Genomic DNA, 16592 nt, shown 5'->3' with positions numbered 1-16592 from the left:
CTTCGCCGCGACCCCGCTCGGGGGCCCCATCCGGCTGTGACCAGCGTCGCTGCGGTTTCCGTAACGATTCAGTTCGGCCCTGTCACCGAGGTCGCGGCGCGGAAGACGTCGGCCACCATGGCGTGGGTCACGCGATGTGTCTGGACATTGCGCGGCGAGACGTGATAACAGCCGAAAACCCGCAGGTCGTCCAGTTTCAGAACGGCCCCGTGCGCGAACGCCGGACGCGGCTGCGGCACCGCCCAGCCGGCCGCGTCCAGCACGGGCAGTAACGCCTGCCAGCCGAACGCCCCCAGCACCACGATCGCCCGCAGTGTCGGACGTAACAGTGCCAGTTCCTCGGCCAGCCACGGGCGGCAGGTGTCCCGCTCGGCCGGCGTCGGCTTGTTCTCCGGCGGCGCGCACCGCACGGGCGAAACGAGCCGGGTGCCGTACAGCTCCAGGCCGTCGCCGATCGCCGTCGACGTCGGCTGGGAGGCGAGCCCGACCTCGTGCAGGACGCGGAAGAGGAAATCACCCGATGGGTCGCCGGTGAACATCCGGCCGGTGCGGTTGGCGCCGTGCGCGGAGGGCGCCAGGCCGACGACCGCGAGCGACGCGTCCGGCGGTCCGAAGCCCGGTACCGGGCGCGCCCAGTAGTCCTCGCCGCGGAACGCCGCCTTGGTGCCCGCGACCCCCTCGCGCCAGGCCACCAGCCGTGGGCAGGCGCGGCAGCCGGCCACCGCCGCGTCCAGCTCGGGCAGGGACCTCATCGCAGCGCCGCCCGGGACAGCCGGTCGGCGTGCCGCGTGGTCTCGGGCAGGCGGTACCGAGGGGTCAGGGCCAGCGTCAGCCGGCAGGCGTGGGCGAGGTCGATCCGGTGCCCGGCCGAGACGTACACCGGTTTGACGCCGTCGCGGGTCCGCAGCACCGCGCCGACCTCCTCACCGGCGTCCACCAGGGGCGCCGACGATCCGCGGGCGGGCGCGGGCTCGGCGTGCGTGCCGACGAAGCGCGTCTTGGCGACGCCGAACGCCGGCCGCCCGGTCAGCACCCCGAGGTGGCAGGCCAGGCCGAAGCGCCGCGGGTGCGCGAGGCCGTGACCGTCGCAGACGAGGACGTCGGGCTCGTGGTCCAGCCGCTCGAGCGCGGCCAGCAGCGGCGGCAGCTCGCGGAAGGCGAACAAGCCCGGCTCGTACGGGAAGACGGCCTTCGCGCGGTGCGTCCGCTCCTCGACCACGGTCAGCCCGGCGGTCTCGAGGGTGACGACCGCCGCGGCGATGCCGCCGGCGCCGTCGTAGGCGACGTCGAGGCCGGTCACCGTCGGCGGCCGCTCGGGGCAGTCGTCGGCGAGGTCGACCCGGCCGCGGAGCCGCTCCTGCACGGCGAGCGCTTCCTCGGCCGTCGACGGCCAGTCCTCGGTGTGCACCAGGTCACCCTGCCACAGGCCGCCGTTCGCGCCGACTAAGTTGGGGCCATGGCGGACAGCACCCCCGAAGAGGCCACCGAGCCGAAGGCCGCGGAAGCGACCGAGGTCGCGGCCGAGCCGACCGATGACATCGTCACCACCCAGCACACGCTGACGGTGAAGCGGAAGAAGCTCGCGTACACGGCGAAGGCGGGCCGGGTCGTGCTCCGTAAGGAGATCGTCAAGGACGGCAAGTCCGAGGGCTTCAAGGCGAAGGCCGAGGTGTTCATCACCTCCTACACCCTCGACGACGCCGACCCGGGCTCGCGGCCGGTGACCTTCGCCTTCAACGGCGGGCCCGGCTCGTCGAGCATCTGGCTGCACATGGGCCTGCTGGGGCCGCGGCGGGTGCTCTCGGGCGACGTCGACGACCTCGTACCGCCGCCGTACGGGCTGGCCGACAACCCCGAGACGCTGCTGGTGCACAGCGATCTCGTCTTCATCGACCCGGTGTCCACCGGCTACTCGCGCGCCTCGGACGGCGGCGAGACGAAGGACTTCCACGGCTTCAAGGGCGACATCGAGTCGGTCGGCGAGATCATCCGGCTGTGGGTCTCGCGCCACGAGCGCTGGCTGTCGCCGAAGTTCCTGGCCGGCGAGTCGTACGGCACGCTGCGCGCCGCCGGGCTGGCCGCGCACCTGCAGGACCGGCACGGGCTGTACCTGAACGGCCTGCTGCTCATCTCGTCGGTGCTCGACCTCGGCACGCTGCGTTTCACGGAGGGCAACGACCTGCCGTACTCGCTGTACGTGCCGACGTACGCGGCGATCGCGCACTACCACGGCCTGCACGGCGAGCGCCCGCTCGACGACGTGCTCGCCGACGCCGAGGACTTCGCGGCGAAGGACTTGCCGTGGGCGCTGTCCCGCGGCGCCCGGCTGTCCACTCAGGACCGGACCGAGGCGGTGGCCACGCTGGCGTCGCTGACCGGCCTCACCGAGTCCTATGTGGACCGGGTGAACCTGCGGATCGAGCACGTCCGGTTCTTCACGGAGCTGCTGCGCGACCGCGGCCTGGTGGTCGGCCGGATGGACGGCCGCTTCACGACGTGGGAGCCGGACGGCGGCCGCGAGCACTCGAGCGACGACCCGTCGATCTCCCGGGTGGTCGGCGCGTACGCGGCCGCGTTCAACCACTACGTGCGGGCGGAGCTCGGGTACGCCAACGACCTGCCGTACGAGCTCATCAGCGAGGACACGTTCAAGGCGTGGTCGTACGCGGACTTCGAGGGCCGTTCGGTGTCGGTGGTCGACTCGCTGAGCTCGGCGATGCGCGCGAACCCGCACCTGAAGGTCCACGTGGCGTTCGGGCACTACGACGGCGCGACGGCGTACTACGCGGCTGAGCACGTGCTGGCCCACCTGCAGATCCCGGAGGAGCTGCGGGACAACATCGACACGGCGTACTACCCGGCCGGCCACATGATGTACATCCACGAGCCGTCGCGGGTGCAGCAGTCGAAGGACCTGGCGAAGTTCGTCAAGAAGGCGTCGAACCGCTGAGCACGGCCCGCAGCCGCCGCCACTGCACGACACCCACGACGACCTGCGCCGCCATCGCGAGCAGGGCGTAGCCGACGAGCCACGGGCGCCACTGCGGCGGCTGCGCGTGGTCGCCGGTCAGCGGTTCGAGCAGCAGCGGCAGGGCGTAGATCCCGGGCATCGCCATGAGCAGGTCGTGCAGCCGCACGGCGGTGTCCACCGCCCGGGAGGTCTCGTCCTCCGCGATGACCGGACGCCGGAGGACGTCGGTGACGATCGCGGTGGTGACCGCCGCCCCCAGGGCCAGCAGCAGGAGCCAGCCGGCCGCGTAGGTGCGGAACGGCGTCGTGGCGAAGATCGTCACGGCGAGCGCGGCCCCGCCGCCGAAGGTGATCAACGGGACGACGAGGAACCAGCCGGTCAGCTCGGTGCGCGGCGGGCCGCCGAGCGTGCCGAAGCGGGCCAGCGCCTGGCGGTCGCGGACCCGCGCGGGCAGCCAGTAGCCGAGGTGCTGGATCACCAGGAGGAAGTAGAGGAACGAGCCGTCCGCCAGCTCCGCGCCGCGGACCCCGGGCAGGAAGGTCAGGCTCAGGAACCCGATCGTGGCGGCCACGTACGCCAGGACCGCCAGGCAGACCCACCGCCACGTGCCGGGCGGGCGGGCGCCGGCGCGGAAGCCCAGCCGCAGGGCCAGCAGGTCGGTCATCGTCGGCACGTCGACGCGGTGCTTGACCAGCCAGCGTCCGGCGGCCACCCGCTCCGCCTCCGTCACCACCGTCGCCGTCACGCGGTCACCGTCCCGTAGTGGCCCGGCGGCAGCCTGCGGTTCCGGAACTCGACCGCGGCACGGGCGTAGACCGCCACGGCCAGGACGAAGTACGCCACCACCGGGACGATCCGGGCCGGGGGCCACGGCCAGTCCGCGGACAGGTCGATCCAGGGCAGGAACGTGAACAGGAACGGCACCATGAACGCCCGGGTGTCGTAGGCCCGCAAGGCCGCGTCGACGGCCGCCGATGCCGTGTCCTCGGCGAGCACCGGGGCACGCAGCGCCCGCTCGAGGACCAGCGCCGAGCACGCGCCGCCGAGCACCAGGGCCGCCGCCCAGCCCGCCGGGTGGGCAGCGATCACCGCGCACAGGACCGCGCCGCCGCCGAACGTCACCCCCATCGCGGCGAGGTACCAGCGGCCCACCTGCCCGGCCGCCTCCCGGAATGGCAGCCGGACGCCGGGGGGAACCAGCCGGGCGGCGGCGCGGTCGGCCCGCCGCACCCGGCGCCACATCAGCAGCGGATAGGCGGTGCAGACCACGGCGACCACCAGGTACCGCGCGAGCACCGGGACCGGCGGGAACAAGGCGACCACGTTGGCCACCGGAGAAAGGACCCAGAAGGCCTGATAGGACCGGGTGGCCAGCTCCCGGGCCCCGACGCGGACCGCGAGCAGCGGCGTCGGCTCGCCCACCGGCACGCCGTGCCGGGCCAGCCACGCCCGCGCCCCCTGTCTTTCGGCGAGCGTCGTCCACGCTGTCACCGCCACCATCGAACCTCCCCCTGTCCCGCCGTACACGCCCGGAGCGCCGGAATGGTTTAGCGGCCGTAGAAGCCGGGCGGCAGCCGGCGGTACCGGTGGCGGATCACCGCCCACCCCAGCAGGTGCAGGACGACGGCGGTGACCAGGTACGCCAGCGCGGACCACCCCAGCCAGCCGGGGATCGCCCAGTCGACGACGAAGACCGGCAGCGCCAGCACGGCGTAGACGGCGCACGGAGCGAACCGGTAGACGTCCTCGGCGCGCAGCACCTGGTCGACCGCCCGCGACGCCTCGTCCTCCGCGAGCACCGGTGCGCGGAGCGCCCGGCCGAGCACCAGCACGGTCGCGGCGGCGCCGGCCGCCAGCGCGAGCGTGTGCGCGCCGATTTCGGCGGCCGGCGAGTACCAGTGCTTCCAGGTGAACTGCGGCCGGGTCAGGAACGACGCGGCGCACAGCGCCGCCCCGCCGACGAACGTGACGGCCGTCGAACTCAGGTACCACCAGCCGATCTGCTTCGCCGCCACGCGGAGCGGGAGCGGGGCGCCACCACCTGTCAAGCGCTCCGCGAGCTGTTCGCGGCTCTGCGTGCGGCGCCAGCGGACCATCTGGAACGCGGCGAAGAGCAGGGCCATGCCGGCGGCCCTTCCCGGCAGGTCCACCTCGTGGAAGAACAGCACGCCCAACGGCCACAGCACCGCGAAGACGATCGCGTACGTGGGGGTTCCCCGGGCACCGATCGCACGCCCGCCCAGGCGCAGCGCGAGCAGCCGGGTCGGCAGCCACACCCGTACCCCGCGCTTGCCCAGCCACAGCCGCGCCCAGTCCACCTCGAGCACCGTCGGCTCACCCGGCAGCCTCGGGTCCACCGGCAGCGCCGGTTCACGAACGATCAACGGAACTCCCCCCGGTCCCGTCGTACACGCGAACCGCCCCGGGAAGGTTGCCTTCCCGGGGCGGATTCGTCCGGTATTCCCTACTTCAGGTACTGCGAGCCGCGCGTCACCGCCGCGTAGGCGTCGACCGCGCCGTGGCCGTAGAAGCCGTTGAACGACGGGTCTCCTTCACACGTGGCGGTGAAGTCGGGCGTGCGGCCCTCCTTCAGGTAGTCCACCGTGCGCGGGACCGGGCAGGCGATCTTCGCCGCCGTGCCCTCGAGGACGCGCTGGACCTTGTCCGGGTCCATGCCGAACTCGCCGTGGGACTTCTTGCCGTACTGCGAGATGATCAGCGCTGCGACGCCGGTGGCGTGCGGGGTGGCCATCGACGTGCCCTGCAGCCACTGGTAGTAGCCGACCCGGCCGTCGGCCGCCGTCGCCTTCTGGACACCCGCGGTGACGCCGTCCGGCGTGATGTTGCCGTCCGCGTCGATGTTGCCCTCGGCGATCCCCACGTTCTTCGGGTACGTCGAAAGGATCTCGTTCTCGAGCGTCCGGTACCACGGGGAGCCGAAGTAGTCGCGGAAGAAGCCGCCCGGAGCCGAGACCGAGATCTGCTCGAGCCCGTAGTTCGAGTAGTCCGCCTTCTTCTGCGACGGCCCGAACGCGCTCACGCCGATCGTGTGGTTGCCCTCGACCGGCAGGTTGAGGCAGGTCGAGTTGTCCACCGTGCGCGGGTGGGTGCTGTTGGCCGGGTAGTCCGGGCTCGTGGTGTCCGGCTGCGGCGCACCCAGGTCGGTGTGCTGGTTGCCCAGCGCGACCAGCATCGTGACGCCCTTGCGGTGCGCGTAGTTCAGCGCGCGCTGGGTCGCCTCGATGATCGTGCGCTGCTCGGCCTGCTCGGCGGGCGAGTCCGCCGGGTTCGCCGTGCAGTTGTACAGCCACGGGTCCGTGTAGAAGGACATGTTGACGACGTCGATGCCTGCGTCACCGGCGTAGGTGATCGCGTCGACGGTCGGCTGCAGGAAGAAGTAACCCGAGTCCTGGCCGGCGCGGATGTTCACCAGCGTCACGTTCGGTGCGACACCGGAGACGCCGAAGCCGTTGGCCGCGGCGGCGATGGTGCCGGCGACGTGCGTGCCGTGGCCGCCGTCGTCGTGGTTGGCCGGGTCGACGCAGCCGCGGAATTCACACGGTCCGTCCACCTCGGCGCCGTTGACATCGGTCGGGATGTCGCGGGTGAAGTTCCGCGAGTCGGCCAGGTCGAAGTTCGGCGCGATGTCCGGGTGCGTGCCGTCGATGCCGGTGTCGATGACGCCGACCTTGACCTGCTTGCTGCCGGCCTGCTTGGTGCGCGAGAGGTCCGAGCGGACGGACTTGAGGCCCCAGAGCTGGTCGTCCAGCGGGTCCATCCCGACGGCCTTGTTCGCGGCGGCCTTCTTCGAAGCGGCGCCGCCGCGGCCTTCCTTCTCGACGCCGGCGTCGCCCTTGGTCTTCTTGCCCGTCCGCGGCACCGAACCGATGGACTGGGCCTTGGCGGCACCGAACACCGCGCGGTTCGTGGCCACGCGCTCGGTGAAGCCGGTGGCCGGCGCGCTGGCCCTGATCAGGCCGACCGCGGTGTTGGTCTCCAGGACCGTGCCGCCCGCGGCCTTGATCGCCTGCTGGGCGCTGCCGATGCTCTGGACGTCCTTGGCGAGCACGGTGAACTCGGTCGCCGGGCCGGACAGCGCGGGCTGCGCCGACGCGGCCGGGACCGCGACGGCGGACACCGCGCCGAACAGCGGCACGGCCAGCACCGCGGCCAGAAGCCTGGGTCTCTTCACGTTTCTCCTCCTCGCGGAAAGCGGTTCCTGCACCGTATAGATCGGACAATGCGCGTACAACGGCCAAACGTCTGTTACGGAACAACCGACTTCTGCTCGGCGAAGTGACAAGCTGACAAGTGCCCGTCGGTCCTGGGCACCAGTTCCGGCACCTCCGTCGCGCACCGGTCCTCGGCCTTCCAGCAGCGCGTGCGGAACCGGCACCCGGACGGGGGATCCAGCGGGCTCGGCACGTCGCCGGTCAGCCGGATCACCTGGCGGCGGCCGCGCACGGCCGGGTCGGCCACCGGCACCGCGGACAGCAGCGCCTGGGTGTACGGGTGGGACGGTCGTTCGTAGATCTCCTCGTCGGTGCCGAGCTCGACGACCTTGCCGAGGTACATCACCGCGACCCGGTTCGACAGGTGCCGCACCACGGAAAGGTCGTGCGCGATGAAGACGTAGGACAGGCCGAACTCGCCCTGCAGGTCACCGAGCAGGTTCATCACCTGCGCCTGGATCGAGACGTCCAAGGCGGACACCGGCTCGTCGCAGATGATCACCTTGGGCCGCAGCGCGAGCGCCCGCGCGATGCCGATGCGCTGGCGCTGGCCGCCGGAGAACTGGTGCGGGTAGCGGTTGAGGTGCTCGGGGTTGAGCCCGACCACTTCGAGCAGTTCCCGCACCTTGCCCGCCCGCGAGCCCTTGGGCGCGACCTCGGAGTGGATCTCGAACGGCTCGCCGACGATGTCGCCGACCGTCATCCGCGGGTTGAGCGAGGTGTACGGGTCCTGCAGCACGATCTGGATCTCGCGGCGCAGTTTCCGCAGCTCGGCGCCGCGCATGGCGAAGATGTCACGGCCCTCGAACTTCGCGGTGCCGCCGGTCGGCTCCTCCAGGCGCATCAGCACCTGGGCGAGCGTCGACTTCCCGCAGCCGGACTCGCCGACGACGCCGAGCGTCTCGCCCGGCATCAGGTCGAACGAGACGCCGTCGACCGCCTTGACCTGGCCGATCGTGCGCTTGAACAGGATCCCGGTGCGGACCGGGAAGTACTTCTTCAGGTCGGTGACCGAGAGGATGGGGTCAGGCACGGGAGCTCACCACCTCTTCGGCGAAGTGGCACGCGCTCGTGCGGCCGAAGCCGATCGCGTGCTGCGGCGGGACCTCTTCCGAACACTTCGCTTCGGCCCGTTTGCACCGCGGGTGGAACGGGCAGCCGGGCGGGATGTCCAGCAGGCTGGGCGGCAGGCCCTTGATGGTTTCCAGGGTCTGTCCTTTGAGGTCGAGCCGGGGCAGGGAGTCCATCAGCGCGGCGGTGTAGGGGTGGGCCGGGGCGCGGAACAGCTCGACGGCGTCGGCCTGCTCGACGATCCGGCCCGCGTACATCACCGCGATCCGGTCCGCGACCTCGGCCACCACCCCGAGGTCGTGGGTGATCAGGACGAGGCCCATCTTGCGCTCGGCCTGGATCTCCTCCAGCAGGTCCATGATCTGGGCCTGCACGGTGACATCAAGGGCGGTGGTCGGCTCGTCGGCGATGAGCAGGTCCGGGTCCAGCGCCAGCGACATCGCGATCATCGCGCGCTGGCGCATGCCGCCGGAGAACTGGTGCGGGTAGTCCTTGATCCGGCGTTCGGCGGCCGGGATGCGGACGGTGTCGAGCAGTTCGATCGCCCGCTTCCGGGCGTCCTTCTTGGACATCCCGAGCCGGACGCGCAGCTGCTCCTCGATCTGGAAGCCCACGGTGAACACCGGGTTGAGCGCGGACAGCGCGTCCTGGAAGATCATCGCGATCTCGCTGCCGCGCACCTCGCGGCGGCGGTCCTCGGACGCGGTCAGCAGGTCCTCGCCGCGCCACCGCACCGCGCCCTTGGTGATCACGCCGGGCGGCATGTCGAGGATGCCCATCACCGTCTGGGCGGTGACGCTCTTCCCGGAGCCGGATTCGCCGAGGACGGCCAGCGTTTCGCCCGCGTGCACCGAGTAGCTCACGCCGTTGAGCACGTTGGCCACGCCGTCGGCGGTCCGGAACTCGACGTGCAGGTCTTCGACTTCGAGCAGGAGTTCGTTGTCGGACAAGGACTTACCTCGACTTCGGATCGAGCGCGTCGCGGATGCCGTCGCCCAGCATCACGAAGGCCAGCACGGTCAGGGTGACGAAGGCGCCGGGGAACAGCAGCATGTGCGGGTCGTTCCGGAAGTAGTCCCGCGAATCGGCGATCAGCACGCCCCACGAGATCACCGGGGCGCGCACGCCGATGCCGAGGTAGGCCAGCGTCGCTTCGGCGCCGATGAACGCGCCGAGGGCGATGGTGGCGTACACCAGCACCGGCGCGATCGTGTTCGGCAGCAGGTGCCGGAAGATGATCCGCGGGGTGCTCGCGCCGAGCCCGCGCGCGGCCTTGACGTAGTCGAGCTGCTTGGCCACCAGCGTCGCCGAGCGCATGATCCGCATCCCCACCGGCCAGCTCAACACCGCGATCGAGCAGACCACCTGGACGATGATGGTGACCGCGCCGGGGTTCGAGCCGGGCGCGTTGAACGTCGTCAGGATGACGATCGCGCCGAGCACGAACGGCAGCCCGGCGAAGATGTCGCCGAACCGCGAGAGCAGGCTGTCGACGAGCCGGCCGTAGTAGCCGGCGATGATGCCGATCACCGAGCCGAGGAGCACGGTCACCAGCGTGGAGAACAGCCCGACCAGCACCGACGCGCGGGTGCCGTAGATGGTGCGGGCGTAGACGTCCTGGCCCTGGTTGTCGTAGCCGAACCAGGCGTCCGCGGACGGGCCCTCGTTCGCGTGCGCGAGGTCGCTGAAGCCCGCGTCCCGCGAGCTGAACAGGCCGGGCGCGATCGCGATCAGCACGATGAACAGGATGATCACCGCCGAGGCGAGCACCGCCGGCTTGCGCCGCAGCTGCCGCCAAGCGTCGCTCCACAGGCTGCGGGGTTTCTGCGGGCCGGCGGCGGAATCGTCCACACGGGACAGTTCGGCCGCGTCGGCCCCGCCGCCGCCCACCAGGTTCGGGTCAGTCATAGCGGATCCTCGGGTCGAGAACGGCGTACAGCAGGTCGACGACCAGGCTCATCAGCAGGTACACCAGTACCAGCAGGACGACCACGCCGACGACGGTGGCGCTCTCCCGGTTCTGGATGCCGCGGAAGATGAGCCCGCCGAGGCCGTTGATGTTGAACACGCCTTCGGTGACGATCGCGCCGCCCATCAGGGCGCCGAGGTCGGTGCCGAGGAACGTCAGCACCGGGATCACCGAGTTGCGCAGCAGGTGGACGAGCACGACCCGGCTCTGCGGCTGGCCCTTGGCGATCGCCGTCCGGACGTAGTCGGCGCGGCGGTTCTCGGCGATGCTCGTTCTCGCCAGCCGGGCCACGTAGGCCATGGACAGGCTGCCGAGCGCGATGCCGGGCACGATGAGCTCGCCGACGCTCGGGTTGTCCGACACGCTCGCTTCGATCCAGCCGAGGCCGTTGCTGCCCAGGGCGAGCTGCAGCACGATCGCGGTGACGAACACCGGCAGCGAGATCAGGAACGTGGTCGAGACCAGCACGAGGTTGTCGAGGAAACCCTTGCCGCGCAGGCCGGTCAGCACGCCGGCGGTGAGCCCGATGACCGCTTCGATGACCACGGCGATCACGGCCAGGCGCAGCGTGATCGGGTAGGACGTGGCGATCAGCTCGCCGACGGACGTGCCGTTGAAGGTTTCGCCCCAGTCGCCGGTGAACAGGCTCCCGAGGTACTTGAAGTACTGGACGAAGATGTTGTCGTTCAGGTGGAACTTCTCGGTCATCTGGGCCACGTAGGACGCCGGGCAGGCGGCCTGGCCGCACTTGCCGGAGAACGGGTCGCCGGGGACCGCCCAGACCAGGACGTAGATGAGGAACGTGGTGCCGAAGAACACCGGGATCAGCTGGAGCAGCCGTCGCAGGACATAGCGGGTCATCAAGTGTTCCTAGTGCGCGCCGGGCGTCGTGGGCGGGGAGTCGTCCCCGCCCACGACGCCGTGGTGGTGGGAGCCGCGGCTACTTCTTCAGGACCTCGATGGACGGGTAGTCCGGCATCCGCCGGAAGTCCAGGGCCGCCGCCTTGAGGTTCTTCGACTTCGCCGCGACACCCTTCTCGTCCCACACCGGGATCGTCGGCAGGTCCTTCGCGACCAGGTCCTCGGCCTGCTGGTACAGCTTGACCGCCGCGTCCTTGTCGGCGGTGGCGTCCGCCTGGGCGAGCAGCGCGTCCACCTGCGGGTTGGAGTAGGTCGAGTCGTTCGAGGACGCGCCGGTCTTGAAGATCGGGTTGAGGAAGTCCTCGATGGACGGGTAGTCCGCCGACCAGTCCGAGCGGCCCATGCCGGTCAGCTTGTGGCCGGTCACGATGCTGCGCCACTGGCCGAAGTCGGTGGCGGGCACGAAGTCGCACTCGACGCCGAGGGTGTTCTTGATGCTGTTGCACGCCGCGACCAGCGGTTCCTTGCGGCCACCGTCCGCGTTGGACGCGATGGTCAGCTTGCCGGTGAAGCCCGACTTCTGGAAGGCCTCCTTGGCGGCGGCCGGGTCGAACTTGCAGAACTGGCAGACGCCGGGCCGCGCGCCCGGGATGCCCTGCGAGATGTAGCCGTCGGCCGGCACGTAGGTGTCGTTCATGACGGTCTTGGTGATCTGCGCGCGGTCGATCGCCATCGAGATGGCCTTGCGCAGCTCGAGGTTGTTGTAACCGGGCACGTAGTACGGGATGTTGATGGTGCTGATCCCGAGCAGGTGGCCGGTGACCAGCCGGTCGCCGAGGTCGTTCTTGTACTTCCCGCCCGCGACGGCCGACGGCGGCAGCGCCTCCATGAAGTCGAGCCGCCCGCTCAGCAGGTCCTGGTAGGCGGTCTCCTGGCTGGAGTAGATCTTGATGTCGAGGTTCTTGAACTTGACCTTGTCCTCACCCTTGTAGTCGTCGAACCGGGTGAGCTTGATGTCCTGGTTGGGCGTCCGCGAGACGAACTTGAGCGGGCCGTTGCCGATCGGGTGCTGCTCGAAGGCCTTGGGGTCCTTGAAGAACGAGTCGGGCAGCGGCGCGAAGGCCTGGTAGCCGACCTTGATGTCGAAGACGGAGAAGGGCGCGTTGAGCGTCACCTGGAACTCGTAGTCACCCTTCGCGACCAGCCCGGACATCTTGTCGGTGGCCGGCTTGGCGTTCTCGTCCTCGGGGTGGACGTCCTGGTACCCCTGGATGTTCGCGAAGAAGTCGGTGTTGAGCTGGCCGTTCGGCCCGTAGGCGCCGTAGTTCCAGGCGTCGATGAAGTTGTGCGCCTTCACCTCGGTGCCGTCGTGGAACTTCCAGCCCTGCTTGATCTTGATGTCGTAGACCTTGGAGTCGGTCGTGGTGATCGAGTCCGCCATCAGGTTGAAGGGCTTGGCGTCCGCCCCCTTGAAGCCGACCAGCGTGGCGAACATCGGCTGCAGCGCCTTGGTGCCGCCGAGGTCGTTGATGTTGGTCGGAACGAGCGCGTTCTGCGGTTCGGTGCCGTAGACGCTGACCGTGCCGTCGGGGTCCGTCTCGCCGGCGCCGGTGGAGCTGCCCGAGCCACCGCCGCACGCGGTGAGCGCGAGCGCCAGCGAGGTCATCACCACCGTGGGTCCCCAGAGCCTGCGCGAACGACGCATGATCCCCTCCATATCCGGTGTGTCCGAAAGGTGAGACGCACGCTATCGGGGCCGGTGAAGCTGATCACGGACTGCGGTGTTGCAAATGTGTGACGGTCGTCGGGACCACCTGGTTGGAGCACAACCAACGTAGGAATCCGGATACTCCGGACGGCCCAGCGCGGACAGCAGGTCATCACCCGCTCACCCACGGTTCGGTTGCGCCACAAGCCCTTTGGGGCGGCCGAACGGTCGGTCAGCCAAAACCGCGCGCAGAACACGCCTCCCGCGTGACCGAACTCGACACCCGCGTGATTGAAGCCGGAACTCGCGTGATCAGCGCCGGATCTCGCGTGATTGAAGCCGGAACTCGCGAGTCACGGGCTCAATCACGCGAGTCACGGGCCCAGACACGCGAGTTACGGGCCCAATCACGCGAGTTACGGGCTTGATCACGCGAGATCCGGGCTTGGTCACCCGTGGTCAGGCGAGGGAGAGGGCGATGCCGTCGAGGATGTCGTGCTCGCTGACGATCAGCTCGGTGGGGCCGCCGCGGGCCGCGAGCTGCTCGGCGAGGGTCTGGACCACTACCGCGCCGCCGCCGATCACGTCGACGCGGCCCGGGTGGATCACCGGGTTGGCCGCCCGGGTCGCGTGGTCCTCGGTGAGCAACCGGGACGCGAGGCGGTCGATGTCCGCCGCGCTCAAAGTGGACAGGTGGACGCGGTCGCTGTCGTACTCCGGGAGCCCCAGCGCGATCGCCGACAGCGTGGTCACCGTGCCCGCGACGCCGATCCACGTGCGGGCGCGGGCGACGTCGACGACGTCGAACGCGTCCGTCAGCATCTTCCCGGCCAGGTCGCGGGCGGCGGCGATCTCCTCCGCGGCCGGCGGGTCGCTCTTGAGCGCGCGCTCGGTGATGCGGACGCAGCCGATGTCGACCGACTTCGCCGCGAGCACCTCGGCCCGCCGGCCGTCCCAGGTGCCGAGGACCAGCTCCGTCGAGCCGCCGCCGACGTCGACCACCACGAACGGGCCGTCGTCCGGGTCCTGCTCGCCCACCGCGCCGGTGAACGACAGCCGCGCCTCTTCGTCGCCGCTGATCACCTCGGCCTCGACGCCGAGGGTCTCGCGGGTCATCCGGAAGAAGTCGTCGCGGTTCTTCGCGTCGCGGGTCGCCGAGGTGGCGACCATGCGGACCTTCTCGACGCCCTTGCGCCGCGCGGCAATCGTGTAGTCGGCGAGCGCGGCCCGGGTGCGTTCGAGGGCCTCGGGGGCCAGCTCGCCGGTGGCGTCGACCCCCTGGCCGAGCCGGACGATTCGCATCTCGCGGTGCAGGTCGCGCAGGTCGACCGTGCCGTCGTGGCGCGGCGTCAGCTCGGCGACGAGCAGGCGGATGGAGTTGGTCCCACAGTCGATCGCGGCAACACGAGGCATGCGATCACCCTAACCGGCGGGTGTCGTCGTCCCCACGGTCGTGGTCGTCGGGGTGGTCGACGTGGTGACCGAGGTGACCGTCTGACCGCAGGTGGGGCTGGGCGTCTTCGTCGTCGTCGGGCTCGGGCTCGGGTCGCCGGTGCCGGTCGGGGTCGGCGACGGCTCGGTCGTGACGCTGGTGACCGTCGTCGTGGTCACCGTCGTCGTCGGCGGCACGCACGTGGACGACGACGTGGCCGGCGGCGCGCTCGTGGTCGGCGGTGGCGCCGAAGGAGTCGTCGGCGGGACCGGCGGGGGCGGGATCGGCGGCGGCGCGGGCAGCGCCGCCGCGTTCGGGGCGCCGACCGGCACCGTGCTGTCCGGCACCTGCATGATCCCGTTGCGGTAGGCGTCCGCCCACAGGATCACCGTGTTCACGTACGTGTCGGAGTTGTTGTACCGGTAGATCGCCCCGCGCAGCTGGTCCGGCTTGGCCAGGTCGAACCCGCCGGAGCACAGGTAGCGGCCGGTGGCCAGGGCCGCGTCGAAGATGTTGTTCGGGTCGGACTTGCCGTCGCCGTTGCCGTCGGAGGCGTAGCCCTTCCAGGTCCCCGGGATGAACTGGGTCGGGCCGACCGCGCGGTCCCACACCGGGTCGGTGTCGAGCAGGCCCTGGTCGGTGTCCGGGATGGCGGCGAAGTTGCCCTGGCCGTTGAGCTGCGGGCCGAGGATCGGCTCCCGGGTGGTCCCGTTCGCGTCGACGTACCCGCCGCGCGCGTGGTTCGACTCGATCCGGCCGATGCTGGCGATCAGCGCCCAGTCGATGTGACACGCGGGCTGCTCGCGGCCGAGGATGCCGGCGGCGTTCTGGTACGCCTTGAGCGCGGTGGCCGGGATGCCGAGCGGGCCGTCGGGGAGCTCGTACGCCGGGAGCGGCTCCGGGCTGACGCTGCCGGGGAGGGTGCCGTCCACGGCGATCTGCTGGAGGGCGGCGTTGCCGGGGTCGTAGCCCTGGGCGAGGGCGGCGTCGCGGGTGTGCGCACCGGTGCCGCCGAGCCAGCCGAGGGTGCCCCCGCCGGCGACCAGCGCCGGGACCACGGCCAGGATGCCGGTGATCAGCGGGTACGCGGTGCGGTGGCGGATCCCGAATCTTCGCGTGTAGCTGCCGACTGCGTCTGGCAGCCGCCGCACGCGCATGTTCAGAACCCTCCTGGCCGGATCGATCGCCGCTTCCGGGACACAGCCTGCCGCAAGCGCGGCGAGGTTTCAGCCCATCGAGAGTCGGAATCGAGCTTTTCGCTCACCCAGACCAGTTATCTGTTCACAGCGCGCGAGTGTTACGCGGCGCAGTCCCCCATCGGCCACCCGTTGGCCTTAAGCAGGGCCAGCGTCTCGTCACCGAAAGGATTCACGCCCGGGCCGACGGCCAGCGTGTGGGCGACGTGCACGTGCAGGCACTTGACGCGGCCCGGCATGCCCCCGGCGGTGACCTGGTGCCCCAGCGGCTCGATCGCGTCCCGCTCGGCGAGGTAGGCCTCGTGGGTCCGCTGGTACTGCGCGGCGAGCTCGGGATCGGTGGTGAGCCGCTCGGTCATCTCCTTCATGATCCCGGACGCCTCGATGGTGCCGATCATCGAGTTGAGCTTCGGGCAGGTGAGGTAGTAGAGCGTCGGGAACGGGGTGCCGTTCTCCAGCCGCGGGCTGGTCTGCACCACGGACGGGTGACCGCTCGGGCACCGCGCGGCGATCGCGCGCAGCGCTCGCGGCGGCCGTCCGAGCTGCTCCGCGATGATCTCGCGGTCGGCGTCGGTGACGGGCTCGAACCGGTGCTGCTGCGTGCTGTTCACGCGGTCCAGGTTAGAGCGTGCCCCTCAGCCGCCCGAGACCTGGTTCCACAGGTTCTCGTACCAGGAGCTGCCCGCGACCTGCTGCTGCCCGGCCGGCGGGGCCGCGTCCGGCGCCTTGTCCTCCGGCAGCTGGACGATGTACGGCGTCTCGCCCGGCTTCACGTACCGCAGCCGGCGGCGGGCCTCGGCCTCGATCTGCGCCGGGTCGCTCAGCTCCGCCTTGCGGCCTTGGAGCTGAGCGACCTCCTGCTGCAGCTGGGCCTGCTGGGCCTGCTGTTCGCGGACCTCGGTCCGCTGGGAGAGGTACGTGCGCAGGGGCACGGCGATGGTGAACGCCAGCGCGCACACCACGATCGCCACCACCGCCGCGCGGCGGGTGGTGGACATGCCGAGCACCTTCGCCGCACCCGACGCCCGCTTCGCCGCCAAGCCGCGGCGCAGCCGGGCCCTGGTGGTTTCCGGGTCGCCGGTGCGGCGGCGCGCCGCCGTCGTGCCGTCCGCCGTCCGCGAAAGGCGTTCGACGGCTTCGCCCGCGATCGCG

At 70.8% G+C, this 16592-nt stretch carries 16 protein-coding genes; 1 reads left to right on the top strand and 15 read right to left on the bottom strand.

Annotation, left to right across the window (positions count from 1 at the left end):
• Positions 1-68: 68 nt before the first annotated feature.
• Both ACWEF6_RS25485 and ACWEF6_RS25480 read right to left on the bottom strand, forming a co-directional pair.
• Positions 69-752 carry a uracil-DNA glycosylase gene (locus ACWEF6_RS25485; RefSeq protein ID WP_449685249.1) on the bottom strand — a complete coding sequence of 228 codons (684 nt, stop codon included), beginning with the start codon at positions 750-752 and terminating at the stop codon, positions 69-71.
• Positions 749-1408, bottom strand: coding sequence for an endonuclease V (locus ACWEF6_RS25480; protein ID WP_449685248.1), 660 nt, complete (start codon positions 1406-1408; stop codon positions 749-751). The genes ACWEF6_RS25485 and ACWEF6_RS25480 overlap by 4 nt, the downstream gene beginning before the upstream one ends.
• Positions 1409-1456: 48 nt before the next feature.
• Between ACWEF6_RS25480 and ACWEF6_RS25475 the strand changes: the two genes are divergently transcribed.
• Positions 1457-2950, top strand: coding sequence for a S10 family peptidase (locus ACWEF6_RS25475; protein WP_449685247.1), 1494 nt, complete (start codon positions 1457-1459; stop codon positions 2948-2950).
• Here the strand turns inward: ACWEF6_RS25475 and ACWEF6_RS25470 are convergent.
• The 13 genes from ACWEF6_RS25470 to ACWEF6_RS25410 form a co-directional block, all read right to left on the bottom strand.
• The gene (locus ACWEF6_RS25470) at positions 2928-3716 is read right to left on the bottom strand and encodes a hypothetical protein (RefSeq protein ID WP_449685246.1); all 789 of its coding nucleotides are present in this window, start codon (positions 3714-3716) and stop codon (positions 2928-2930) included. The genes ACWEF6_RS25475 and ACWEF6_RS25470 overlap by 23 nt on opposite strands.
• Positions 3713-4471, bottom strand: a complete 759-nt coding sequence (locus ACWEF6_RS25465) for a hypothetical protein (RefSeq protein WP_449685245.1) — start codon at positions 4469-4471, stop codon at positions 3713-3715. The genes ACWEF6_RS25470 and ACWEF6_RS25465 overlap by 4 nt, the downstream gene beginning before the upstream one ends.
• A 47-nt stretch (positions 4472-4518) precedes the next feature.
• Positions 4519-5355 (bottom strand): hypothetical protein, encoded by an 837-nt coding sequence (locus ACWEF6_RS25460; protein WP_449685244.1) that lies wholly within the window; start codon positions 5353-5355, stop codon positions 4519-4521.
• Positions 5356-5435: 80 nt separating this feature from the next.
• The gene (locus ACWEF6_RS25455; RefSeq protein WP_449685243.1) at positions 5436-7163 is read right to left on the bottom strand and encodes a S8 family serine peptidase; all 1728 of its coding nucleotides are present in this window, start codon (positions 7161-7163) and stop codon (positions 5436-5438) included.
• Positions 7164-7237: 74 nt separating this feature from the next.
• Positions 7238-8236 carry an ABC transporter ATP-binding protein gene (locus tag ACWEF6_RS25450; RefSeq protein ID WP_449685242.1) on the bottom strand — a complete coding sequence of 333 codons (999 nt, stop codon included), beginning with the start codon at positions 8234-8236 and terminating at the stop codon, positions 7238-7240.
• On the bottom strand, positions 8229-9224 hold the full coding sequence (locus ACWEF6_RS25445) for an ABC transporter ATP-binding protein (RefSeq protein WP_449685241.1): 996 nt from the start codon (positions 9222-9224) through the stop codon (positions 8229-8231). Before ACWEF6_RS25445 ends, ACWEF6_RS25450 begins: the two co-directional genes overlap by 8 nt.
• A gap of 4 nt (positions 9225-9228) precedes the next feature.
• Entirely contained in the window at positions 9229-10182 is a 954-nt protein-coding gene (locus tag ACWEF6_RS25440) for an ABC transporter permease (RefSeq protein WP_449673703.1), read from the bottom strand.
• On the bottom strand, positions 10175-11104 hold the full coding sequence (locus ACWEF6_RS25435; protein WP_449685240.1) for an ABC transporter permease: 930 nt from the start codon (positions 11102-11104) through the stop codon (positions 10175-10177). Before ACWEF6_RS25435 ends, ACWEF6_RS25440 begins: the two co-directional genes overlap by 8 nt.
• Before the next feature lie 79 nt (positions 11105-11183).
• On the bottom strand, positions 11184-12809 hold the full coding sequence (locus ACWEF6_RS25430) for a peptide ABC transporter substrate-binding protein (protein WP_449685239.1): 1626 nt from the start codon (positions 12807-12809) through the stop codon (positions 11184-11186).
• Positions 12810-13271: 462 nt separating this feature from the next.
• Positions 13272-14225, bottom strand: a complete 954-nt coding sequence (locus ACWEF6_RS25425; RefSeq protein WP_449685238.1) for a Ppx/GppA phosphatase family protein — start codon at positions 14223-14225, stop codon at positions 13272-13274.
• A gap of 9 nt (positions 14226-14234) precedes the next feature.
• The gene (locus tag ACWEF6_RS25420) at positions 14235-15401 is read right to left on the bottom strand and encodes a lytic transglycosylase domain-containing protein (RefSeq protein WP_449685237.1); all 1167 of its coding nucleotides are present in this window, start codon (positions 15399-15401) and stop codon (positions 14235-14237) included.
• 140 nt (positions 15402-15541) lie between these two features.
• Positions 15542-16051 carry a DUF501 domain-containing protein gene (locus ACWEF6_RS25415; RefSeq protein WP_310973824.1) on the bottom strand — a complete coding sequence of 170 codons (510 nt, stop codon included), beginning with the start codon at positions 16049-16051 and terminating at the stop codon, positions 15542-15544.
• Positions 16052-16075: 24 nt separating this feature from the next.
• Positions 16076-16438 (bottom strand): FtsB family cell division protein, encoded by a 363-nt coding sequence (locus tag ACWEF6_RS25410; RefSeq protein ID WP_086845214.1) that lies wholly within the window; start codon positions 16436-16438, stop codon positions 16076-16078.
• Positions 16439-16592: the final 154 nt, after the last annotated feature.

Source organism: Amycolatopsis sp. NPDC004772, assembly GCF_053601215.1.
The sequence above is the reverse complement of the archived record's forward strand: the minus strand, read 5'-3'. Positions and strand labels throughout refer to the sequence as shown.